Annotated in this window: 18 protein-coding genes and 1 pseudogene; 9 read left to right on the top strand and 10 right to left on the bottom strand. The window is 54.4% G+C overall.

Features of this window, described 5'->3' with window-relative positions; genetic code table 11:
• Positions 1 to 36: 36 nt before the first annotated feature.
• A complete protein-coding gene (locus ACK6BI_RS24600; RefSeq protein ID WP_409319116.1) occupies positions 37 to 2,394 on the bottom strand; it encodes a beta-agarase in 2,358 nt (785 codons plus the stop codon).
• Positions 2,395 to 2,489: 95 nt separating this feature from the next.
• On the bottom strand, positions 2,490 to 4,634 hold the full coding sequence (dinG, locus tag ACK6BI_RS24595) for an ATP-dependent DNA helicase DinG (RefSeq protein ID WP_065261920.1): 2,145 nt from the start codon (positions 4,632 to 4,634) through the stop codon (positions 2,490 to 2,492).
• 367 nt (positions 4,635 to 5,001) lie between these two features.
• Here dinG and ACK6BI_RS24590 point away from each other — a divergent pair, with 367 nt between their 5' ends.
• Positions 5,002 to 5,466 (top strand): CopD family protein, encoded by a 465-nt coding sequence (locus ACK6BI_RS24590; protein WP_409319115.1) that lies wholly within the window; start codon positions 5,002 to 5,004, stop codon positions 5,464 to 5,466.
• Positions 5,467 to 5,515: 49 nt separating this feature from the next.
• Here the strand turns inward: ACK6BI_RS24590 and ACK6BI_RS24585 are convergent, their stop codons facing one another.
• The 4 genes from ACK6BI_RS24585 to ACK6BI_RS24570 form a co-directional block, all read right to left on the bottom strand.
• Positions 5,516 to 6,274 carry a collagen-like protein gene (locus ACK6BI_RS24585; RefSeq protein ID WP_409319114.1) on the bottom strand — a complete coding sequence of 253 codons (759 nt, stop codon included), beginning with the start codon at positions 6,272 to 6,274 and terminating at the stop codon, positions 5,516 to 5,518.
• Entirely contained in the window at positions 6,267 to 6,545 is a 279-nt protein-coding gene (locus ACK6BI_RS24580; protein WP_065261923.1) for a DUF1145 domain-containing protein, read from the bottom strand. Before ACK6BI_RS24580 ends, ACK6BI_RS24585 begins: the two co-directional genes overlap by 8 nt.
• Before the next feature lie 163 nt (positions 6,546 to 6,708).
• Positions 6,709 to 7,431, bottom strand: a complete 723-nt coding sequence (locus tag ACK6BI_RS24575; protein WP_409319113.1) for an OmpA family protein — start codon at positions 7,429 to 7,431, stop codon at positions 6,709 to 6,711.
• Positions 7,432 to 7,520: 89 nt separating this feature from the next.
• On the bottom strand, positions 7,521 to 8,216 hold the full coding sequence (locus tag ACK6BI_RS24570; protein ID WP_260522466.1) for an OmpA family protein: 696 nt from the start codon (positions 8,214 to 8,216) through the stop codon (positions 7,521 to 7,523).
• Between the two features lie 199 nt (positions 8,217 to 8,415).
• Between ACK6BI_RS24570 and ACK6BI_RS24565 the strand changes: the two genes are divergently transcribed.
• The 8 genes and pseudogenes from ACK6BI_RS24565 (at position 8,416) to ACK6BI_RS24530 (ending at position 19,086) form a co-directional block, all read left to right on the top strand.
• Positions 8,416 to 8,913, top strand: coding sequence for a DUF6231 family protein (locus ACK6BI_RS24565; protein WP_260522465.1), 498 nt, complete (start codon positions 8,416 to 8,418; stop codon positions 8,911 to 8,913).
• A gap of 123 nt (positions 8,914 to 9,036) precedes the next feature.
• Entirely contained in the window at positions 9,037 to 10,185 is a 1,149-nt protein-coding gene (locus tag ACK6BI_RS24560; protein ID WP_409319112.1) for a tyrosine-type recombinase/integrase, read from the top strand.
• On the top strand, positions 10,185 to 11,861 hold the full coding sequence (locus tag ACK6BI_RS24555; RefSeq protein WP_409319111.1) for a hypothetical protein: 1,677 nt from the start codon (positions 10,185 to 10,187) through the stop codon (positions 11,859 to 11,861). Before ACK6BI_RS24560 ends, ACK6BI_RS24555 begins: the two co-directional genes overlap by 1 nt.
• Positions 11,858 to 13,747, top strand: a complete 1,890-nt coding sequence (locus ACK6BI_RS24550; protein ID WP_409319110.1) for an integrase — start codon at positions 11,858 to 11,860, stop codon at positions 13,745 to 13,747. Before ACK6BI_RS24555 ends, ACK6BI_RS24550 begins: the two co-directional genes overlap by 4 nt.
• Positions 13,744 to 14,172 carry a TetR family transcriptional regulator gene (locus ACK6BI_RS24545; protein ID WP_409319109.1) on the top strand — a complete coding sequence of 143 codons (429 nt, stop codon included), beginning with the start codon at positions 13,744 to 13,746 and terminating at the stop codon, positions 14,170 to 14,172. The genes ACK6BI_RS24550 and ACK6BI_RS24545 overlap by 4 nt, the downstream gene beginning before the upstream one ends.
• A 219-nt stretch (positions 14,173 to 14,391) precedes the next feature.
• Positions 14,392 to 15,554 (top strand): annotated as a pseudogene (locus tag ACK6BI_RS24540) (IS3 family transposase).
• A 2,003-nt stretch (positions 15,555 to 17,557) separates the two neighbouring features.
• Positions 17,558 to 18,487 carry a fimbrial protein gene (locus tag ACK6BI_RS24535; protein WP_409319108.1) on the top strand — a complete coding sequence of 310 codons (930 nt, stop codon included), beginning with the start codon at positions 17,558 to 17,560 and terminating at the stop codon, positions 18,485 to 18,487.
• Between the two features lie 152 nt (positions 18,488 to 18,639).
• Positions 18,640 to 19,086: a hypothetical protein gene (locus ACK6BI_RS24530; protein WP_409319107.1), complete on the top strand. Its 447-nt coding sequence runs from the start codon at positions 18,640 to 18,642 to the stop codon at positions 19,084 to 19,086.
• 39 nt (positions 19,087 to 19,125) lie between these two features.
• Here the strand turns inward: ACK6BI_RS24530 and ACK6BI_RS24525 are convergent, their stop codons facing one another.
• From ACK6BI_RS24525 to ACK6BI_RS24510, 4 genes are all read right to left on the bottom strand, one after another.
• Positions 19,126 to 20,148 carry a helix-turn-helix domain-containing protein gene (locus ACK6BI_RS24525; protein ID WP_409319106.1) on the bottom strand — a complete coding sequence of 341 codons (1,023 nt, stop codon included), beginning with the start codon at positions 20,146 to 20,148 and terminating at the stop codon, positions 19,126 to 19,128.
• Entirely contained in the window at positions 20,148 to 21,368 is a 1,221-nt protein-coding gene (locus ACK6BI_RS24520; protein WP_409319105.1) for a serine hydrolase domain-containing protein, read from the bottom strand. The genes ACK6BI_RS24525 and ACK6BI_RS24520 overlap by 1 nt, the downstream gene beginning before the upstream one ends.
• 11 nt (positions 21,369 to 21,379) lie before the next feature.
• Positions 21,380 to 22,738 (bottom strand): DUF1329 domain-containing protein, encoded by a 1,359-nt coding sequence (locus tag ACK6BI_RS24515; protein ID WP_409319104.1) that lies wholly within the window; start codon positions 22,736 to 22,738, stop codon positions 21,380 to 21,382.
• 12 nt (positions 22,739 to 22,750) lie between these two features.
• Positions 22,751 to 23,178, bottom strand: a 428-nt coding sequence (locus tag ACK6BI_RS24510) for a DUF1302 family protein (RefSeq protein ID WP_409319103.1), incomplete at its 5' end; no start/stop codon positions are given.

Here is a 23,178-nt window from a genome sequence, read left to right as displayed (position 1 = left end):
GGATTTGGAAACAGCGGCGGGCCGGGCGGTCCTGCCTTAATGGCCGTTGCCGGAGTGCCCGCCGGTATGGCCGGCGCCCTGCCCCGGGCCTTTGCCGGCCTCGCCCTTGCGCCCGCCTTCGGTCTCGTGACCGGCCTTGTCCGCCGCCGCAGCGGCCTTCGCGGCTTCTTTGCCGAGCTGATCGAGGGTCGCCAGATTGCTCTTGCGCACGGTGTCGACGAACCCCTGATACGGCAAGTCAGTCACGCCCACCAGACCGAAGTGGCCGTTTTCGCCATCGAGCAGACGCCCGGTCACCGGTTGATCGAGATACTGGAACCAGTGCACGCCGACAATCGATGGCTCGCTCAGGGCCTGCTTGAGGAAGTTGGCATATGCCGGGCCACGGTCTTCTTCTTTGCTCAACGGCGTCACACCGCCCCAGAACGGGCCGCGATCGGTCGAGCCGAAATTGAACTCAGTAATCAACACCGGTTTGTCGAGGCTGCGCAGCGCAGCGAAGTCATAGCCATCCTGGGGTTTCAGGGTGTACATGTTGAAGCTCAGCACGTCGCAGTATTGCGCGCACGAGGCCACGGCTTCCGGCGTGCTGATGGCGAAACGACCGCCCAGCAGCAACTGGTTCGGCGCATGCCATTTCAGCGAATCGGAAATGGTCTTGAAGTAAGTGTCGGCGAAGACTTTCTGGAAGTATTTGTAGTCAGCCTCGATTTCCGGGTGCTCCGGATTCGGCAACGGTGCCTCGAAACCCGGGTCTTCCATCAACTCCCACGCTGGCAGATCGATACCCCATGCCTTCGACAGCCCCGCCTGATTGCGGTATTTGTCGCGCAATTGCTTGAGGAACGCCCGCTTGGCCGGAACGTCGGTGGTCATTTTCAAAGTGCCGTAAGCCAGCGCGTAACGCGACTTCGGATCATCACCGGGACCGGCCCAGGCCAGTTCGTTGTCAGCGAAGTAGCCGATCAGCCACGGATCGTCGCGGTGATCGCGGGCAGCAATCGCTACCGCACGTTCGGTAGCCATGGCGAAGCGTGGGTCGAACGGGTCAGGCATGCCGCCCCACCAGTCGTTGCCGGTACTGATGCTGGTGTAATCGCCGACGATCGACAGCGGCAAGGTGTACGGCATGCGCTCGGCGTCGCCCAGCTGCGGTGCGCTCCAGTTGCCGACAGTGTTGAAACCCCATGCCTGCAAGCGGTCGAGGGTATGGCGGGTCCACTGCTGCTCGTCGATGGTGGCCTTGCACGGCGTAGCCGGCGCTTTCTCGGTCGCCGCGGTAGCTGCACAAGGTTCGCCGTAAAGTCGTTGCAGGTTGGCGCCATAGAAGTCGTACCAGCGTCCGTTGCCGTAGCCACGCCCCTGATCGACGCCGTTGCCGCCCCGGTTGTCGCCTTCGCCGAAGTGAATGGCCAGCGGCTCATCGGGTTTTGGCAGGGTTTCGAACATGTACTCGCGACCGGCCACATAGGTCTGGTTGACCTCGGGACTGACCGTGTTCACGCCCAGTGAATAGAAAGGATGGCCCTCCGGCGTCACCAGATACCAGCGACCGTCGAGTTTTTCGGTGCGGAAAAAGCCGCTGGCCTTGAACGCCGGCCCCTTGTTCAACCCACCGAACTTGTCGAGCGAAGACTTTTCGCGCTCGGCCAGCCAGGTTTTCAGCTGTTGCTGTTCTTTGGCGGCGGCGGATTTCAGTTGTTCGTCATTGGCAACTTTCTCCGGCCATTTGCCGCGGGTCGACTGACCGTAGGCATCCACCAGATTGCCGTAGGCGGCTTTGATCACCTCGCCCTCGTCTTGCACGCCAAAGCGCTCCAGCAGCAAGCTTTGCGCGGCTTTCGGCTGGTCCATCGACAGGCTGACGGAAACGACCTGGCTGCGATCCAGTTCACCGGAACTGCTGGCCAGCAGGATGCGCTGGCCGTCGATCGTCATCGGCATCAACGGCCCGGCCTTCATGCCCTGGCTCAGTGGCGAGGTCGCGGTCAACGGTACGAGCAGGGTCTGCGCCGGTCCGGCCGGCAGATCGACTCGGCTGACCAGGGTCTTGCCGTCATTGCTCTGGATCTGTACGTAAACGGTCACCGCCCAGTTCATCGCGCTCTGGATGCGCAGGCTCATCATGCCGGACTGCGACCAGTCCCACGCACCGGTCTGCGGGGTCAGGCGCAGGGTCGGACGCGCCACCGGATTGAACGTCACCCGGCGCAGCACTTCGCCCTCGGGGGTCTGCTCGGCGTTGGCTTGCGGCAGGTCGGCGTTTTCGGTCGCCACTTTCACCACATCGGCGGGGCGGACAAAATTGAACAGGGTCTGCTGCCCGGCAGGCGCCGCCAGCAAGGGCGCAGCGAAAACCAGGGCAAAAAAGGCAGGCAACGTACGACGAATCATGAGAACGGATTTCTCCCTAGCGACCAGCAATGGCCAATGGAAAAGCGATGGCGTAGAGATAGACAACGCGGCGGGCAAATCTGCCCACCGATGTCTCAGGATATTTCACGACGGAAAGGAGGCAACGCATTGAGGATCGCCTTGCCGTAGCGCTGGGTGACCAGCCGCCGGTCCAGCAAGGTGATGGTGCCGCGATCCTCTTCGGTACGCAGCAGACGACCGCAGGCCTGAACCAGCTTCAGCGAGGCATCGGGCACCGAGATTTCCATGAACGGATTGCCGCCCCGGGCTTCGATCCATTCTGACAATGCGGCCTCGACCGGATCGTCCGGCACCGAGAACGGAATCTTGGCGATCACCACATGCTCGCAATAGGCCCCAGGCAAGTCCACCCCTTCGGCGAAACTGGCGAGGCCGAACAGTACGCTGGAGTCACCGCCATCGACCCGCGCCTTGTGTTTGTTCAGGGTTTCCTGTTTCGACAGGTTGCCTTGAATGAACACTTGCTTGCGCCAGTCGCGGTCAAGACCGTCGAACACGTCCTGCATCTGCTTGCGCGACGAGAACAGCACCAGACTGCCTCGCGAGCCTTCGACCAGTTCCGGCAGATCGCGGATGATTGCCGCCGTGTGAGCGGCGACGTCCCGTGGATCGGCCTTCAGGTCCGGCACCCGCAACACACCGGCATCGGCGTGATGGAACGGACTCGGCACCACGGCGGTGACGGCTTTTTTCGGCAGGCCGGCACGCATGCGGAAGCGATCGAAGGTGCCGAGCGCGGTCAGGGTGGCCGACGTCACCAGACAGCCGTAAGCCACGTTCCACAGACTGCGGCGCAGGGTTTCGGCGGCGAGGATCGGACTGGCGTTGACCTCGATGTCGAACAGCGAACCGCTTTCCGCCAGTGTCAGCCAGCGGGCCATCGGCGGGCTCTCTTCCGGGTCTTCGGCGGTGAACGCGGTCCACAGCTCCCAGTTGCCAGAGGCACGGGACAACAGGCTGCCAAACAACGGATACCACTCTTCGGCCTGATTGCTGGCGATGCCGATGTTGACCTCGCCGTCCATGCCCTCCTTGAGCAGGTCGGTCAGACGGGTAAACAGATCGTTGAGACGGGCATAGCCTTTTTTCAGCTCGATGCCCAACTCGCGCAGGTGTTCCGGAATCACTCCGCCAACGAAGCGATGTCGTGGCCGTTCGCGACCCTCGACGTCTTCGCCGGGCTTGAAGTCGGCGATCTGCTCGCAGGCGGTGAACATGAACTGCTGTTGGGTCTTGATCTCCCGCGCCAGTTCCGGCACCTGTTCGATCAGCTTGCCGAGATCCCCCGGCAGCGGATGCTGGGCCAACAGCTTGGTGAGGTTCTTGGCGGTGGTTTCCAGCCAGTCGGCGGTGGAGCGCAGCCGCGTGTAATGGGCGAAGTGGCCGATGGCCTTGTCCGGCAGGTGGTGGCCTTCGTCGAACACATAAATGGTGTCGCGCGGGTCAGGCAAGACCGCCCCGCCGCCCAGCGCCAGATCCGCCAGCACCATGTCGTGGTTGGTGACGATCACATCGACCTTGCCCATGCCTTCGCGGGCCTTGTAGAAGGCGCACTGGCCGAAGTTCGGGCAATGACGGTTGGTGCACTGGCTGTGGTCGGTGGTCAGCCGCGCCCAGTCGGCGTCTTCCAGCGCAGTGGGCCAGCTGTCGCGGTCACCGTCCCATTTATTGCCGGCGAGCTTTTCGATCATGCTGGTGAACAGCTTCTGGCTGGCCTCGTCGACCTCGATCTTGAAGCCTTCTTCCTCGAACAGCTGGGCCGTGGCGGTCTGTGCGTGGCCTTCCTGCAGCAGCATGTCGAGTTTGGAGAGGCACATGTAGCGGCCACGGCCCTTGGCCAGGGCGAAGCTGAAGTTCAGCCCGCTGTTGCGCATCAGGTCGGGCAAGTCCTTGTGAACGATCTGCTCCTGCAGGGCGACGGTCGCGGTGGCGATCACCAGGCGCTTGCCGGCCAGTTTCGCCGTAGGAATGGCGGCCAGGCTGTAGGCCACGGTCTTGCCGGTACCGGTGCCGGCTTCCACCGCGACAATTGCGGGATCGCCGCTGCGCCGGCCCTCGTCGTCGGTGTCGATATCCCCGAGGACCTTGGCGACTTCAGCGATCATCAGACGCTGGCCGTAACGCGGCTTGAGGCTCTTGGCCTCCAGAAAACGCGAGTAGGCGCCCTGGATCGTGGTTTTGAGTTCAGTGCTGATCATTGAATGTCGGGCGCAAAAAACGCTGGATAAATTTTCAGTGGTTTGGGGGGCGTTCTCGATTAGTTTCCACGCCGCGTTGTCGCCTTAAAGCGGGCCAGGCAAGGCGCAGGCCGCTGGAAATGGTTGTTCCCTTTCCAAGGCCTGCAACGCAGGCTGGCCCGCTTTAAGGCACAACCCGAAGGGCCGGGCCTGCTGTTGTGCAGGGCTGCGTTGCTCGAAGCTTATTTGGAATGACCAAACCACGCTTCTCGCGCCTTGCCCTGCACAACAGCAGACCCGGCGCGGCGCGGAAACTAATCGAGAGCGCCCCCTGAATCGGGGGCTATCATACCCCGCGAATCGATCCCGCGCAGAACGGAGTGCCCCAATGACACCTTTTAGCCTTGTTTACCCCCTGCACGTTCTCGCCGCCCTGGTGTGGGTCGGCGGCATGTTTTTCGCCTGGATGGTGCTGCGTCCCGCGGCCGTGAAGGCGCTGGACGGACCCGGACGGCTGACCCTGTGGGTGGAAGTGTTTCAAGGTTTTTTCCGCTGGGTGTGGGGCGCGGTGATTCTGCTGCCGGTGACTGGCGTGGGCATGTTGCATCTGCAGCACATCGGTTTCGAAACGGCGCCGAAATACGTGCAGGTAATGATGGGGTTGTACGTGGTGATGACGGCCCTGTTCATCCGGGTTCAGGGGCTGATGCTGCCGGAACTGCGCACGGCGGTTGACGCGAAGGACTGGCCGACTGGTGCAGCGGTGCTGGGACGGATTCGTCGGGTGGTGGGGATCAATTTGCTGGTCGGTGTGCTGCTGGTGGCGATTGCGGCGGCACGACCTTCGTTCTGAAGGGGACGGATCGTTCCCGCAACGCGGGAACGATCAGACAAGGATTCGCTTACAGGCGCTGAACCGTAACCGAACCCGCCGCCCCGGCCGGCCCCGGCTGCCCGTCAGCCCCCGGCTTGCCGTTCTTGCCGCCATCGGCGCGATACACCAGGCAGCCCTTGGACTTGCCGCCCGCCCCCGCTTTACCGCCAGGCCCGGCCGCACCGCCGGCGCCACCGGCCACGTCGACCTTGATCAGCTCCGCCGGAAACTCCCGTGGCACTTCCAGCCGTACCAGCGCGCCCGGCGCACCGGGCTGGCCGTTGCTGCCGTCACTGCCGTCGAAACCATGCCCGGCCTGGCCCCAGGTGCAGCCCGGTTCCTGACCGTTGGCCCCGTCGAGTCCGACGAAGCCCGGCGCACCGGTGCCGCCACGGGCATCGACGATCAGCCGTGGAGCCTCCAGCGCCTTGAATTGCAGATTCAGGTTACGCCCGGCACGGGCCGCCTTTTCATAGGTCCCCGGCGCACCGCGAGCGGTGATGCGGCTGCCTTCGGCGAGTTCGGCACGGATCACTTTCAGATCCAGCGCCTGTTCGCCCGGCACGATGGCGATGCGCGCTTCGCGCCCCAGTTGCAGTTCGCCGACACTCAGCTCGGTCACGTTCGAGGGCACCAGCAAGGTGCCGTAATCGGCGACCACCAGTTTTTCCAGTTGCAGGGTACTGGCAGTGTTGGGCAGACGCATCAGGGAATTGGGTTCGACATTCATGACCTGGGCACAGGCCAGAGGACTGATGAATGCAGCGAGCAGGCAGAGTTTACGCATGGGAAGCCTCCGGAGCGGCCGGGGCCGGGATGGTTTGCAGGTGGAAAACGCCGAAAAGCAGGACACGGCCACGATCACGCCATGGGTGCGGCCGGCCTTTGAGGCTGGCGTTGCACAGCAGCACTTCAAGAAGATGAATGGCCAGCAGCAGAACACCCGCCAGATTGACCAGCAGGTGCATCGGATGAACAAACGGCACCAACTGATTGGCCAGTACCACACAGCAGAACACCAGGGTCAACAATCGCCCCAGCCCACAGAACACCTTCATACGCTCCCCCGTGTTGCGAATTATTCTTTGGGCGCACAGTAACGGCTTCTGTACGGGATAAGCCAGAGGGGCAAATAAAAAAGTTCCGGGCACTCGTCGGATCGCTGCCGGATCGACGATGATCGTCGACCGACAGCTCTAGCCTGCGGACTACAGACAATTCCTAACGATTGATATGCAACTCCACGCGACGGTTTTGCGCCCGTCCTTCTTCGGTCTCGTTGTCGGCAACCGGTTCGCGCTCGCCGCGCCCTTCACTGGTGAGTTTTTCCGGCGCCAGCCCCTGACTCAACAGATAGGCGGCCACACTGCTCGCACGGCGTTCCGACAGGGCCTGGTTGTAGGCATCTGTGCCCTTGCTGTCGGTGTGACCGATCACCTTGATGCTCACGACGTCGGCATTGCGCAGTTTGTCCATCAGCGCATCCAGCTGACTTTTCGCCGCAGGCTTGAGGTCGGATTTGTCAAAGTCGAACAGCACGTTGCCGGCATCGTTGAGGGTGATGACTTCGCTCTGCGGTGCCGGTTCGGCGGGTTTCTCGGTGACCGGGTATTGCGGCAGCGGACAACCGCGGTGATCGACCGGAGTATTGGGCGGCGTATCAGGGCAACGGTCGCGGCGGTCAAACACGCCATCGCCGTCCTCGTCGCCATCCTGGGCATAACAGATCAGCCCGCCGGTGAGGATCCCCAGCGCTGCACCACCCGCGGCCCAGCCGCCGTTTTCGATGGCGCCGAGACCGCCTCCGACCAGTCCGCCAATGACACTGCAGATCGGCCAGGTACGTTGATTGAGGGGGGCAGTGCCATCGCTGTGGGTAGCGCAGCCGGTCAACAGGCTGCCTGCCAGCAGCACCGGTAAGACGGACCGTGAGAGAACACTCATATGAAAGCTCCTGTGTCACCGGCCCATACCGGTTACACAGGAGTAAAGACCCGCATCCGCGACTGCACAAGCCGCGGATGCGAGGGGCTTCAACGCTCGATTTTGATTTCGGTACGACGGTTCAATGCACGACCTTCGGCGGTCTTGTTGTCCGCCACTGGCTGGCTTTCACCGGCACCGGTCACCGAAACGAAGCTCGCACGCGGTACACCGTCATGGATCAGGTATTCCACCACCGAGTGCGCGCGACGATCCGACAGTTTTTTGTTGTAGGCATCGCTGCCGACGCTGTCGGTGTGGCCGGTCACGGTCAGACGCGCCGTGCTCGATTCCTGTTTCAGGCGCGTGGCGACCTTGTCGAGCACTTGCTTGTCGGAAGGCGTCAGCGTGGCCTTGTCGAACTGGAAGTGCACATCGCGGATGACGATGGTTTCTTCCTTGACCACGACCGCTTCTTCAACCACGGGCGCAGGGGCCGGGAACGGGCAACCGTCTGCGTCGACCTTGGTACCGCGAGGCGTGTGCGGGCACTTGTCGCGGCTGTCCGGCACACCATCGCCGTCTTCATCGCCATCGCCGTGCACCCAGCAATAGGCCGCCGCCGTACCACCGACCAGCAACGCGCCATAGCCGGCCCACGACGAGCTTTCCGTCGCCCCGAGACCCGCGCCGACGACACCTCCGACAGCCGCACAGGTCGGCCAGTCGGTTTTCTGCAAACCTGCGCAACCAGTCAACACACTGGTTAGCAGAACCAAGGGTAATGCTGTCCGAACTATGCTCATCTAGTTTTCTCCTGAGGGATCGGCTTGTAACCGATTCAGGGAGTAAAGACCGGAGTTTTAATCTCCGCCAGCAATAGGCCACCGCTGTTTGCGAGCCTGTTCACAGGACTTCGACGCCGCTGCCGCAAACCCGCGGAACAGAGGTCTAGGCCTCGACGCTCGGGCAGGCTAGTCTTGGCGATCTGATTGAGGAGCTTCGATGAACGTCGCGATTTCTTCCCGCACGCCACAGCAGGCGTTGGCCGCTCTGCTCGACCGCTACGCCCCGGCACGCCTGCTGCTGATCGGCGCCAGCGAATTTCCGGCGCTGGCCGCTTTCAAGGACGCGCATCCGGACACCTGCGTCGCCCATGCGGCGCCCGGCGCCTTGCCGGCAGAGCTGGCCGCACAGCGTTTCGACCTGGCACTGGTGGTCGATTGCCTGGAGCATTTGCCCAAGCGCGATGGCCTGAATCTGCTGGGCGGTATCCGCAACCTCAACGCCAGCCGCATCGCGGTGCTGGCAGACCTGCCGGCCAGCGGCTGGCAGGAAACCGATTTCTATTCACTCGCCCTCCAGGCCAGCGAGCGATTCGCCCGGGATGAGCAGGTGCTGACTCTGTTCACCTATGATCTGCTTGACTACAAACAAGTCCCCGACTGGCTCAACTCTCGGTTCTGGGCCAATCCGGAAAACTTCGGGAAATACTGGTGGTAATGCGATGTTCTGACTCCTTGCAAACGCTAGATTCCCATTGTAATTAGTAGGCAGCCCCTCACGAACTCATAGCCTGAGTTGGGATTCAGGGGATGGGATGTCTGGCCAAACAGGGGATTGTAGATGGAGCTTGTGTGGGCGACTGAGAGTTTTGTGATAGCTGGGCAACCCTATCCGGGGTTCCCCATTCTTCTGTGCGATTCGATGGAGAGTTGCATCCCGGTCAATCAGTTCTTTCGCTATTACCTGCTTCGCGGGGAGATCGGGTCAAATCGCTCTTGGCCCAGTATTGGGCGCGCTCTTTACGATTTCTTTAGCTTTCTCCAAGCCCATGAGTTGGATTGGCACGACGTTGATCATGGCGAGGCGAAGAGTCTGGTAGCAGCCTATCGGGACTATTGCTTGAGGACTTGCGAGCTGACACGAAACACCACTCGTCAGCGCTTGACTTACATCTGTAAGTTCTACGAGTACGCCCTGAAGGAGGGGTGGGTGAAGCGCGTGCCCTTCACCTATGAAGAACGTAGGGTAAAGCGTGAAGCGAGCTTCCTTGCGCATGCCGATGCCAGTGGCGGCAAGACCATGGCAAAGGATGTAATGCCCCGTACCTACAAGACCCTGCCCAAGTTTCTGAGCATGGCCGAGGTCAAATCGCTTCTGACCGCAGCGGAGAACCCCCATCACCGGATGATGATGCGCTTAGCGCTGTATACGGGCCTGCGCCGCGAGGAAATCGCCGCCTTCCCGCTGGCCTATGTTTTCGACCCGGACAAGTCTGAACGAACCGATCGCAACCTCAGCATTCGGCTCGATCCGTTTGACGGCAGCGGCATGGTGACCAAAAGAAGCGTGCCGCGAGAAATTTACATCAATCGCCAATTCATGGCTGAACTCTATCGCTATGTTACGAAGCTGCGCGGCGAGCGCGCCTCGCTGAGCAAAATCCCGCAAAAGGCGTTGCTGCTCAACCAGTCCGGGGAACCCTATGGGGACAACGGCAAGAATCTCAACCGGATCATCAGCGAGACCGGCAAGCAGGCTGGAATCAAGGTCCATACGCACATGTTGCGGCATACCTACGCCACCCAAACCCTGGTCAACCTTCAGCGTAACCCTACGAGCGGACTGGACCCACTGGTGTTTGTTCAGCGGCAACTCGGTCACAGTTCGATTCAGACAACCATGGTGTACCTGCACTTGGTTAACGAAATGGCCGACGAAGCCGTGCTGGCCTATGACGATGAGTTGAACGCATTGGCGGAGGCAGTCTGATGGGAAAGCGTAAGGTATTTACAAAGACCGACCTCAGCGCCCCACAAATCGAGTACAGCCGCGATATGACTGGCAATGTGGTCATCCTGCCCGAGGCCATCCCGCCGAGTAACACCATCGTCGAGTTCGGGCGAAACGCCACCAGCGCCCGTAGCTTCGATTTTGCCCGCTGGTACGGCGCGGGCATCGACCCCATCACCTATGCCTGCCAGCGCCAGATCGAGCGTTTCCTCTCAGATGGGGATGCCGTCATTGCAACCAGCACGGTGACTAGCTACTGCAGGGGACTGCACAATTTTCTCGACTATTGCGTGCTGCGGGCAACGGCAGTTGGCCGAGAATTGGCTTTGGCCGATATAACCCGAGATCTAATCGACGGTTATCTAGGTCATCTCGCTGGGTTAGACGTGAAGACTCTCAGTCAGAAGGCCACCTATTCGCAGACCAAGTCCGTACTGCTCGCCTTGGGGCGGCGTGGGCTGATCCACCTGGTCACCTCCGGCGATGCGGCAACCTTCCCGAATAATCCCTTTCCGAACAGCCACCGCAAGGCTAATGGCGAGACTGCACTGTCCAAGCGCGAGCATCAAGCGTTAACGGTGGCGCTGCGGCAGGCCATCAAGCCTATCTGGGACGAAGATATACTTGTGACCGGTGAACTCCTAAGCCTTATCCTGCTGGTCGTAGCACTGCACACTGGGCGAAATACCACGCCACTGCTGGAAATGGGCCGCGACTGCCTTCGTCCGCACCCTAAGGACGACACGGTGTTCCTGGTGTTATGGAAAAGGCGTGGTTACAGCTCCAGCAAAGTAGCCCTCCGCGCCGCTTCAGACGCCGAACGCCTTTTAGAGTCCACACCGAGCGTGAGAACCACTGTGGAACGACTGATCCGTCGAGTGATGACTCTAACCGAACCTCTGTATACAGAGGCTCCGGTCGAGCTCAAGGGCCGCGTGTGGCTGTATCGCACCCGCTCCAGGAGAAATGCCGGCAAAGTCATCGCGTTGACTGATGCAACATTGTTGAAGGCAGTAACTCGCCTTGTAGCTCGCTATAACCTGACAGACAGCGACGGAAATCCATCGCGTATTAACATCTCGCGCCTGCGCAAGACCTTCGCCAACCGCATCTTCGAGCTGACCGATGGCGATTTGGCGACCACTGCCGCAACCCTCGGCAATACCCTGCGGGTAGCCGACCAAAATTACTTGGCGCCAAGCGAAGTTGCCCATCGCAACTGGCAGTTCATGGGTGAGGTATTGGTGCAGGAGTTGCTAACCCAGACCATTGGAGCGACCTATAAGAACACCCCGATGGGACGCTGCTCCGATCCAGTGAACGGACATTACGCTCCGAAGCGCGAGGGCGCGACCTGCATGAACTTTATAAACTGTCTGCGGTGCCGTCACTATGCAGTGACCGCCGAGGATCTGTACAAACTATTCAGTTTCTACTTCCGCGTGCTGGCCGAGCGCTCACGCATGAACAAGCGACGCTGGGCACGAGAGTACGCCCATATCCCTCGTTTAATTGACCACTATATCGTTGCCGAAGGTCTTCGTCGTGGCACATTTAAGGCCGCCGTCGTGGATGCCGCCTATGAGCGTGCCCGCACCCTGCCGCATCCGTTCTGGTCAGTTGATCTGATTGACAGTCTGGAGGTCTTTGCATGAACGGTAACACTTTGGCGGCAACAACCCGCGCCTCCATTGCAGCCCAACCAATCGATGTGCGTGGGCTCTGCGAGTCCGAACGCAATGCCCTAATTGTCAGCAGCACTCAGGTTGATGGAAAGTGGGTCACCCTCAGCCGCTACGGCGATACTATTTGGCAACTCGTCGGTTTCGCCAGCAACGTGGGGATGAGCAGTAAACAGCTGGACTTCAGCACCGTACCGCCAGCGTTTCGATTGGTGATGAAGGCGATATTGTATCGCTACCTACGACGTGGGCGCAAAAACGGCGTGCGACCTAGAGGCGGCTCGATAAGAAACTTATTCGTATATGCACTGCCATTTTTTCGCCATCTGGAGGCTCTTAAGCTCGATCACATTGGCGCGGTGACGCCCATGGTCTGCGGGACCTATATAAACACCTGCAAGGCATATCGGCAAACCATGCAGTTTAAGGGTAAGCCACTTTCGCAAAGTGCAATGGAAAATCGTTTACGAGTTGTTGAAGCGCTCTATGAGCTCAGTCAATACACAGACGACCCGATGCCGACGCATCCATGGCCAGAGACTTCCGCGATGGCATTGGCTGGGCGCAGCGGCAGTGGATACAAAGACCGCAGCAGAACACAACTGATTCCCGATGATGTGTTCTGTATTCTGTTCGAGCGAGCCTACCAGCAAGTTGAAAGCGGTCAGCAACTGCTTGACCTCCGCGATGCAATGGATGCTCTAACGACGCAGCGAAAAGGGCAACCTACCACCACCGTCAATGTTGCCAAGAACCTTCAACTTGGCGCTCTTGGTTGGGAGGACGGTCTCAGGTCACTCAATGAGGCACTAATCGATCTGCGGACTTCTTGTTACATCGTCGTAGCCAGCACCTCCGGCTGTCGCAATCATGAGTTGACCAATCTAAAGTCAGGTGCTCACCACCGCACCGAGGACGAGGAAGGCATCATCTACCACTGGATGCGCTCTCGGTCGGAGAAAACCGATGTTGGTGTGCATGACTGGATGATCCCCGAAGCCGCTGTGCGCGCCCTGCGTCTGATGGAGCGCTGGAGCGCACCCCATCAGACCATGCTCACCGCCGAAATCATGAAGAGGCGCCGCTCAAATCCATTTGATCCGCAGATCAAGGAGGCTCAGAAGCACCGTCATTCGCTCTTTATCGGTGTAGATCCAAGAACTAGTCAGACACGCACGCTTGGCAACAAAACTTGGAATGACCACCTTAAGGCATTCACGAAGGATTGCGGTCTGAGTTGGAATCTCACTACCCATCAGTTCCGCCGCAAGTTCGCCAACTACGCCGCGCACAGCCGCTTCGGCGACCTGCGCTACCTCAAGGAGCATTACGCTCACTGGTCGTTGGACATGAACTTGGGCTATGCCATGGACGATAGCTGGGGGCAGCATCTGGACCTTGAACTGTACGCCGATATTCAGGGTGAGTTGGAAGACATAAAACTCGACGTCGTGGACAACTGGCTAGGTGACGAATTCTTGGCCGGGGGCTATGGCAAAGCGCTCAAGCAGTGGCAGCGGGAGCCGCAGAACCTACTGATCTTCAAGGATCACACCTCGATGCTGAAGTCCATTAGTGAGAGTACCGCAATCCGTAGCAATGGCCACGCCTGGTGCACGGCGGACAATAACGGTTGCGTCGGAAACACCCTTGAGCGTACACGCTGCGGCAACTGCAACCATGCCGTGATCGGACGCGGCCACGCGCCCATCTACCAGCAGCTCTACGATGATTTGAAGGGGCTGCTGAATTGCCCGGACATTGGCGAGAGCGGCCACCAACGCGTTGAGCGTAACCTGAATCGCTGCCGTGATGTACTGGTGCAGTTGGGAATGGACCCGGAGACTTTAATCGCATGAAACCCAAGGACAAAACGGCCAACTACAAGCCTGCTGAGGATCGCGAGAAGGATCTGAAACTCGCCCTCCTCCGCATCCAGAAGGGGCGCGCCCGAACTGGGGAATCCAAGGTTACCATCGCGGCAGTCGCCCGTGAGGCGGGCGTATCAACGGCACTGATTCACAACCACTATCCACGAATTGCCGAAGCGATCCGGGAGGTTCAAGGTCGTTCCAGTCGTGCCATGCGTGATGTGAAACAACAAGACTTGATTGCGGAACGCAAGAAGTCCGTTGCGTACCGACAGGAGATCGAAGAATTGCGGGCCAAGGTCGCCAATCTCGCGTCCATCAACGAGGTGCTGATGGACGATAACCGTTTGCTCAAAGCTAAGATGAAAGACCCTAAGGTGGTTGAACTGACTTCAAGGCAGCCGCATGGATAGGTCAATTTTGCATAGCATGCATTCGCACCCTATTGCGTCGAGAGAAAGATCAGTACAGAAATATTCTCAGTAACCGAGGCTTATATTGCTCCGTGTAAACCACTTTTTTTCCTTGTTAACCACAGTGGTTTACAGCGCAAAAATTAGGGTTACAGTGTAGTGGTCTAATGAAACCGGACACCCATTTAGGCGAGAATGCTCGCCAGATAGAGGTGTCTGATGACCAAGCAACGTCGTTCCTTTTCAGCTGAATTCAAACGCGAGGCCGCAGGCCTCGTGCTCGATCAAGGCTATAGCCATATCGAAGCCAGCCGCTCGCTCGGGGTGGTCGAGTCCGCATTACGTCGCTGGGTTAACCAACACCAGCAGGAGCGCAACGGCGTGACTCCGCAGAGCAAAGCGCTGACGCCCGAGTAGCAGAAAATCCAGGAACTGGAGGCTCGAATCGCCCGACTTGAGCGGGAGAAATCCATTTTAAAAAAGGCTACCGCGCTCTTGATGTCGGAAGAGCACGAGCGCACACGCTGATTGATCAGTTAAGTGCCCGAGAGCCGGTCGATTGGCTTTGCGCGGTCTTTGACGTCACTCGCTCGTGTTACTAAGCCCACCGCCTCAGGCGCCGAACTCCGGACGTTGAGCGGCTTCGGTTGCGCAGTCGGGTCAACGAACTGTTTACGCAAAGTCGAAGCGCCGCCGGTAGCCGCAGCATCGTGTCGATGATGCAGGAAGACGGTGAGCAAATCGGGCGGTTCAAGGTGCGCAGCCTGATGCGGGAACTGGAGTTGGTTAGCAAACAACCTGGATCACATGCCTACAAACAAGCGACGGTGGAGCGGCCTGACATTCCGAACATCTTGAATCGAGAGTTTGATGTTCCGGCACCGAATCAAGTCTGGTGTGGCGACATCACCTACATCTGGGCCCAAGGGAAATGGCATTACCTGGCTGTCGTTCTGGATCTCTACGCACGCCGAATTGTGGGTTGGGCGCTGTCAAACAAGCCGGATGCGGATCTGGTCATCAAGGCGTTGGACATGGCTTACGAACAGCGTGGCAGGCCTCAAGGGCTGCTGTTCCACTCGGACCAGGGGTCGCAATATGGTAGCCGGCAGTTTCGCCAACGGCTCTGGCGTTATCGCATGCGCCAGAGCATGAGTCGTCGTGGAAACTGCTGGGATAATGCGCCGATGGAGCGCGTGTTTCGCAGCTTGAAAACGGAATGGATACCGACCGTGGGCTACATGACGGCCCGAGAAGCGCACCGAGACATCAGCCATTATCTGATGCATCGGTACAACTGGATTCAGCCACATCAATTCAACGCTGGGCTGGCGCCAGCTCAGGCCGAGAAAAAACTTAACGTCGTGTCCGGGATCAGTTGACCACTACACAGAGTTTGGCCTACCCCGGACCCCGTAGGTGTCCTGTGTTTGATCGCCAATTGGAAACCATCCCTGCGTCGATACAATGCACCGATCCGACGAAGTGATATAAAGCTTTAAAGTCATTACTCGAGTGTTTCCAAGTCTCTCGTATTTATTCGGTTTTGGGGTAACGCTTGCGTAGCTTCGATACGCCCTCGGCAACCTCAAGACGCTCAATCTCTCAATGACATCTTCAAGGACCTTCTTAACAGATCGATTGTCCTTTAGGGCGTACCTACCGACCATCAACGTTATAGGGTGCGTACCGAGCACAGCAGCAATATCGTCGAGCTTCTAGAAAGTCGGAGCGTACAGGCCTCGCTCCAATGTGCTGATGTAAGTCCGAATGCTAAGGGTGGAAAAGTCCTCCTGCGTCCGGCCTTGTTTCACACGAAGCCACCGAAGAAATCTCCTAAAAACACTTTTCAACTCCAAATTGCATGCCCTGCAAAAGGAACGATGAGGCGCTTTCGAACAGTATATGACTACAATGTATACTGTTGATGCTGAGGGTTCGCCGTGTTCATAACCACTAAACAGGCAGAAGTGAAAGGCTCTCAAGCAATGCTAGAGCCTGGCCACCAAGGTTGGCATTTTGTCCAAAAAAACCTGATGTCGCCTTGGTTTCATACAACGATAGTCAGATGCGAGGACGGCCTAGAGTTCCACGACGTGGTGTTCGTGGATAGTTTACAAGCGCTAACGCCCCTTCTGGAGCTAACGGAAGTGGGAGTCCAAGTGAGGTCGGTACAGTTGGTGTCACCTGGGTGGCTCAACGGCACCAGTGACTGGCACATGGATACACTGCTGGAAATAGCTCGAAGTCAGGATGGAACCTCACTACGGTATACCCTCCATGATGGCCGCCATTTCTATTTCCCTGAGGCACAGGCAGATACTTCAAGGATATACAGTGTGCTGGTGTTTCCAACACAAAAGGACGATGGATCGTAACCTTCAGATTTTTGATGCTTGGTAATGGCGCATGAAGAATTTAAGTAAGACCTTCTCAATTCAGTGCTGCAAACCGAAGCTTTGTGTGAAGAAAGGTAACTGTGACACAGTTAGGCGTTAACTACAGGGTGGTTACAGGAATCTTCGAATCGCACCCCGCTTCTGATGAAAATCAGATAGCCCAGTGCCAGGTATCAGCGTCCTGCCCCGTCGAATGCATACAATCGCCGGCTGAGAATCCCGCCTAGAGCGGGATTCTCCGTTTCTAGCCATTCACTTTTTCGGCGTCGACCGATTCCGTACTTCCTTGAAGCCATTGGGATCTCTTTGCGTATCAGCCGGCCAAAAGCGGACACCAAGAGCGTCTATGAAAACTGGGTTGGTTCATTTGGTCGTTTTATGCCATTCCGGAAAATTTTCAACCCGACCAATTCAAGCGAAGAAGCATTCTCTATCAAAACTTGTTTTTCTAATATCAAGAAAATTTGAAAAGTCCGGACTTAGTACTTGCACCACAAGGTTCGTCAACCCCTCATAGACTAAAAATAAGTGCAACCCACCTTGCGAGAAGCCAATCATCCAAAAACATCTCCCACAAGAAAACTTGATCACCGAGAACGGTATATACGTTCTTAAAAAATAAAAAAAGAACACACTCCGCCAGACATCACCAACATCTTATATCACCGCGACTAGCAGCCAGAATGCATAGGATGATTCCTATGAAAAAATAGGACGAGAGGGGATATATTTTTAAATGTCACCACTGCGAAAATTGCCAGGGCGAGTGACCAAGTGCACATTACTCCACACAACAGCAATTCACATTCAAAGCCATTCAGCAGGCACCAATTATAAACAGCGTCAAAATAAATCCATCAACGTCAAACCACCACTAGCAAACACCCCAAACCGACAAATACCATCAACAAAACAAAGATTAGACCACCAATATAATGACACTTAAAATCCCGCTTGTACGCAAGAAAAAATCACTGACTATGTACATGGGCGCACTGATGTTAAGCGCGCACCAATACCCTCAAACAGTTTACGCGACCTGTAAATACAGCGATAATGCACTTTTCGTACAAAATACTCAAACCATCAACTTCGATATCCCGAACCTCAGCATTGTGCGCGATGCGCCTATTGGAACGCTTGTATATTCCGCCTCAAAATATTCTCCTCAAACTGCTGAATTTCTTTGTGACTCCACTGATACCATCGGAGTGAAAAACAATTACCCAGGAGGAACAGTAGACTCTAACAATATATATACCTTAGGTGATTCAGGATTAGGGTACAAACTTAGACACCCTATGTTTTCAGATTACTTTGTACCGTATCCATCTCCGGCCTCGTACGGCTGGAAATCTGTAGGGGGAAAATATCCAATCAAACTCGAAATTTATAAAATTGGAAACATGAAAAATAAAACATCGATCAAAGGCGGGACATTTTCAGAATACAGCGCTACTCCTCTTACTCCTCTTATATTGACCATGTCAGGCTTCGAGATTATCAGCCCTACATGTGAGTTAAATAACGCAATACCTGTTTCAATGGGCAAACAAAATACCGGCGGCTTTAAAGGCCCAAACAGCCGCCTGCCTGCTATCGCGTTTAATATACCACTGAGAAACTGTCCAACATCAGAAAATGGAATCTCAATTCAACTTGACCCGACGACTAAAACCCTAAACAACGACACTGTCGCAGCATTGGATGAAACTTCCACTGCAAAGGGTATCGGAATCCAAATACTTATGAACAACGTTCCGGTAAAATTCGGAACACAATTCCCAATATCCAGCACAACAACCTCTGGCGGCAGTTTCAACATTGGACTTGCGGCAGCCTATATCCAAACCAACAACAAAGTCACTGCTGGAAGCGCGAATACGTCCGTGACATTTACACTAAATTACAAGTAGTACAAGCATTGATCTGAAAACCAAGACTTAATCTCTTCAGCGCAGATACCACTCTTCAAGCAGGAGTACACACTTTGCACAGCCGATTAATAACATCACCTTCAGCTATTAATCAATCGAACTCCAGGAATAAGTATTTACAGGAAAATCCCGTGAACAAGAATAAATATCGTATCCTTATTGCTCATCCACAACTAGCACAGCAGATTTTTATTGAAAAGAATCTAAACAAACTCGGTTATTACCGAATAACCACAGCAGATACACACGAAGAAGCTTTCAAGCTGACCAAGGTAGATCTTTGCCAGATCGATGTGCTAGTCGTTGCAGAAGAGCTATTGATGCCTAATAAAAGCCTTGATTCCTATGATAGCGATGGCGCCAAGTTAATCGCCAAGTATATATTTCATTATCCCAGTACAGGAACAGAGACGACATTCACTCATCACTCCTCAAAAACAACATGGCCAAACAACGAAACACTAAGCCATCTATCACTTTGTTTGTTCATGCAAGCTATTGAACAAATGGAGGTTACCACTCAAGAAAGCCGCCCTTCAGTTGACGCATATCTATCTCAGATCATCCTTGATAATTGAATATTAACTTATAAACCGATCCTATACAAACACGCGGCCCTAGATACGTCTCCGACCAGAAGAGCACATTGCGAGACTGCTGCGAAAGTCAGTCACGTTTTTTCCCGCCCATCGTTTAAAAGCATACCTGAAGCTTGAAACATCTGAATATCCAAGCTCCTCACTGATTTTACTTATCGGTTGCTGCGTCTGCAAAAGCTGCTTAGCCCTGGCATAACGGACCTCGTCCAGAATCTGGCGAAAACTACAATTCTCAATTGCTAGCCTACGGCGTAATGTTCGTTCAGTGATCTTTAATTGATGAGCGACGGTCTGAATATCAGGATAAGCCCCATGAAGCGACTCGAGCAATTTAATGACCTGCTCTTTGATTCCTCTAGACCCATCTCTCAGGTGTTTATTAAGCTCTTCGCGCATCAGCGCCAGAGTACTCTGTAACACTGCGGGATTCGCGGTAGGTATTGAACATTCGAGTTGTCTTTTTGAAAAATGAAACACAACATCACTACCACGCAACCTAACTGGAAAACCAAAAAAGCTTGAATAATCGAAACCATTTGAAAAAATTCTTGGTATTGTAAGTCCGGACAGTTTGAAAAAGCCACCAAACAACTCATGCAAAATTTTATGAGATGCAGAAGCCACAACATTGACATGAAACTGCTGCTGCGCAGCAGTCCAACCGGAACACAACTTCAACGCAACAGCAAATCTCATTTGATTCTGCGCATCACAACTCATACGTAAATCGACAATATCCGAGTTGAACAGCTTAATATTTTCGCTAATCACGTTATAGGCTTCGACAGCATTCTCAGAACTATAAAGCATTAACCCTGCCACACCATAATCAGATATATTATAATATCGTCCTAGCTGTAGGCCTGCCTCTGGCGCCACAGCATTTGAAACTATCCAACTGTAAAGAATTTCGCTGGGCAATCGTGGTTCATTATTCACAGTGAACAGAGATAGTTCAGGAAGCTCAACACCACGATCCGTCAAGTAGTTTTGTAATGGACGCCACTCGAAATCAATACACGACTTAATCTGCGACACCATTAATTTTGCACCATTTGTCTGGCTATAGCACGAAAGGCTTCAAGCGTTTTATATTCCATGAGAACACCGTCTTCATTATAGTTGGCATATGCTGAGGTTTTTGCTATAACAACCTGCCGCTGTTGATTGACATAAATGAACTGACCATAGACTCCAATTGCCATAAACTCACCTTCGTCGCCCTTTGGAATCCACCACTGATAGCCGTAACCAAGATTCGGCTGTCCTTCTTCTTCGAAGCGTCCTGGCAAAAGATAATTTTTTGTCGTCTGCGTAGAGTTTAATATCCAACGTTCATCTACAATTGCATCACCCGCCTGATTGCGCCCTTTGTGTAAATAAAGCAGCCCCAAACGAGCAAAATCCCGCAAGCACAAATTGAGCCCACCAAATACGAGCTCAGTGCCGTAATCATCAGTAAGCCATTTTCCGTCACACTCTGCCCCAAGACGAGACCAGAGCTTTTCTTGCATATACTCAGCAGCCCCCTTTCCTGTTGCCCCTTTAAGTACCATACCCAGCACCTGAGTGTCAGCACTGATATAATTATGTTTATACGCGGGTTTACCCGCATCTTTTAAGCTGGACAACCAGTTATCGATAGAGCCACCCACACCAATAACTAAACCTAAGCGATTGATATCAGACTGGCGATCAGAGTAATCCTCATTGAATTTCACTCCCGAAGACATCTCTAAAACATTCTCTATCGTTGCTTTTTTATAAGCACTATCCTTGAGGCTCGGGACATAGCGAGATACAGGGTCCTGTATACTGCTGATAGCCCCTTCATTGAGAGCAATACCAATTAACAAAGACAAGAATGACTTAGTTACAGACCAAGCAATCACCGTGGTTTTAGCAGTATTACCCTGATAATACCGCTCGAACACAACTTGATCACCGACCAATACTAAAAGCCCAGTAGTATCACTGTCTTTAATCCACTCATTAATTCCATTTTTCGCCTGTTTGAAATCAAAATTGACCGGTAAAGATTTTGGATGATAAGAAAACAACTGATCTTTTCCTGAATGCCTTATCGTACGCGCATTCAAAATTTCTGGCATGGATCGAAAATTCTCAACAATATTTTGCTTATCAAAAATTGTACTAAGCTGCCAGATACGTATTGTTTTTTTTGTCACCAATAGCATGAGTACGCACAATACTAATAATACAACGATCAATAACGTACGTTTTGAGCGTAGTGGCCACATAAGCATTAACCTCAGTTAGTTCCTATTCGCCGAAGGCTCGCTGGTTGCCAATAGCTATCTGCCGGCGGACTCGAAGGAAACTGGCGGGGGCTTTTTTCCTGACTACGCAACCCAAGAGCAGTGTAATCACGACTGATCAAATCGTGATAAACAATCATGTCAGTGGTCATAGTTGGCACTTCATAGGCCTGTTGGGTGAACGCTAGGTTTACGCGCCACAATTGCCCGCGACTATCGTAGTTCTCGGCAATTAGAATATTCCAGCTATCTTCATCGAGATAAAAACGGCGCTTTTGATATACGTGTCGATCGCCGGGTTTTAGCGTTGCCTCTACCACCCAGACGCGATGCATTTCCCAACGAGTCAGGTCAGGATTAATATGACCCTTTTTCAAAATATCGCCGAAATCCAATCCCCGCTGATTCAAACGATAGTTATTATATGGGACGTAAAATGGTTTTAAACCTATCAGTTTCCACTCGTAACGATTGGGTGCGCCGTTATACATATCTGCATCATCACTAACATAGCCGTCAACTGGATTATCATACGCTACTGTAGGAGCTCTTCGAACTCGACGCTGCCCTGGAAAATAGTTCCATGCCATACGTGGAGCCTGAACCTGATTGATAGTTTCATGGACAAGCAGAGTCTCTCCAGCATTACGCGAAGGCGGTAACACCTGATTCATATAGCGATGTAAAATATTCTCAAGGCTGGATGCACTTTGATTCGTTGCGTAATAATTTGACAGAAGTTGATTCCGCTCGCGATAACTTGAAAAATCTCCATTCGGAAGCACTTGCGCCGTCGAAGATACTTCATCAAAGTACCGGCCTTGCCAACGAGCAATATGATTCCAGATCACCTCCAAGCCATTTCCCGGAATTGGAAAGGGGATGCCCCCATAGGCATTAATAAATCCGTCGCCGCCATGATCAAGTTCAGCATTAATTGCATTAACTCGAGTATTTTTATAAATATCTGCCGGAGCAGCAAAACTGCGTTCAGTTTTAAATACAGGAATACGAAAGCTGCCCGGATAAGCCGCCAATAATGCTTGCACGCCATCACTGAGATATTGAGAGTAGTTATTTTTATTATTTATATCTATTGTAATCAATGGACGCTGTTCGGAATAAGGATCTACTTCAAAGTTTCCTGATCCCGCAAATCCCGCTGGCGCCTTACTGAGTCCTCCGGTCCAACCAGGAATACCTAATGAAGAATCTCCACCTCTAATAGCGCCAAAAGGAGTTAACTCATTATCAAGACGCGCAGCCTGCTCGGGTGACACTTTTGCATAGGTTGGTAGTGATAGCATTCCAAAAAACAGTGTTCCGAGCGCTGGATAAAATAGACGATTCATATCAACACCTGTTTAAAATGAATAGGAAAGGTTGAGTGCAATATTATCGCGATCGATAAGTGCATTATCCTTCGCCGCCCCCCAAAATGAAGTATAACTAAGCTTTCCGCTAAGATTCTCTCCATAGCGTGCCCCTAGCTCAAGCGTTGCGGATTTTCGGCCTTGAATAAAATTCTCATTCAATGCAGGCGATGTCCCTGATACATCTTGACGGAACGTAATCCCTGGCACCAAGTCGATGCCTTTAACAACATTCTCCCAAGTACCACTTACATTCACAGTATAGCCCCAAGAAAATTTTGACAAATATTCATAGCTGGATTTTTCGGTAAGGCTACCCGGAACGTAATTTGAAGCTACCTCGGCCACCAGTAACAGACCGTCCAACGTTAACGCAGGGCCGAATGTATGAATGGCTGAGACTGAGCTTGTGTATAGTT

It is taken from the genome of Pseudomonas sp. KCJK9016 (assembly GCF_046231795.1).
GTDB classification, from domain to species: Bacteria; Pseudomonadota; Gammaproteobacteria; order Pseudomonadales; family Pseudomonadaceae; genus Aquipseudomonas; species Aquipseudomonas bananamidigenes.
Note: the sequence above shows the minus strand (reverse complement) of the source record. Positions and strands in the feature narration are given on the sequence as shown.

Bases quoted from the DNA above. Each gene is read 5' to 3' on its own strand.
- ACK6BI_RS24550 (WP_409319110.1), top strand. From the start codon at position 11,858: ATGAACGGTAACACTTTGGCGGCAACAACCCGCGCCTCCATTGCAGCC.
- ACK6BI_RS24570 (WP_260522466.1), bottom strand. From the start codon at position 8,216: ATGAGCATAGTTCGGACAGCATTACCCTTGGTTCTGCTAACCAGTGTG.
- ACK6BI_RS24565 (WP_260522465.1), top strand. From the start codon at position 8,416: ATGAACGTCGCGATTTCTTCCCGCACGCCACAGCAGGCGTTGGCCGCT.
- ACK6BI_RS24535 (WP_409319108.1), top strand. From the start codon at position 17,558: ATGGGCGCACTGATGTTAAGCGCGCACCAATACCCTCAAACAGTTTAC.
- ACK6BI_RS24560 (WP_409319112.1), top strand. From the start codon at position 9,037: ATGGAGCTTGTGTGGGCGACTGAGAGTTTTGTGATAGCTGGGCAACCC.
- ACK6BI_RS24585 (WP_409319114.1), bottom strand. From the start codon at position 6,274: ATGCGTAAACTCTGCCTGCTCGCTGCATTCATCAGTCCTCTGGCCTGT.
- ACK6BI_RS24590 (WP_409319115.1), top strand. From the start codon at position 5,002: ATGACACCTTTTAGCCTTGTTTACCCCCTGCACGTTCTCGCCGCCCTG.
- ACK6BI_RS24555 (WP_409319111.1), top strand. From the start codon at position 10,185: ATGGGAAAGCGTAAGGTATTTACAAAGACCGACCTCAGCGCCCCACAA.
- dinG (WP_065261920.1), bottom strand. From the start codon at position 4,634: ATGATCAGCACTGAACTCAAAACCACGATCCAGGGCGCCTACTCGCGT.
- ACK6BI_RS24580 (WP_065261923.1), bottom strand. From the start codon at position 6,545: ATGAAGGTGTTCTGTGGGCTGGGGCGATTGTTGACCCTGGTGTTCTGC.
- ACK6BI_RS24575 (WP_409319113.1), bottom strand. From the start codon at position 7,431: ATGAGTGTTCTCTCACGGTCCGTCTTACCGGTGCTGCTGGCAGGCAGC.
- ACK6BI_RS24600 (WP_409319116.1), bottom strand. From the start codon at position 2,394: ATGATTCGTCGTACGTTGCCTGCCTTTTTTGCCCTGGTTTTCGCTGCG.
- ACK6BI_RS24525 (WP_409319106.1), bottom strand. From the start codon at position 20,148: ATGGTGTCGCAGATTAAGTCGTGTATTGATTTCGAGTGGCGTCCATTA.
- ACK6BI_RS24515 (WP_409319104.1), bottom strand. From the start codon at position 22,738: ATGAATCGTCTATTTTATCCAGCGCTCGGAACACTGTTTTTTGGAATG.
- ACK6BI_RS24545 (WP_409319109.1), top strand. From the start codon at position 13,744: ATGAAACCCAAGGACAAAACGGCCAACTACAAGCCTGCTGAGGATCGC.
- ACK6BI_RS24520 (WP_409319105.1), bottom strand. From the start codon at position 21,368: ATGTGGCCACTACGCTCAAAACGTACGTTATTGATCGTTGTATTATTA.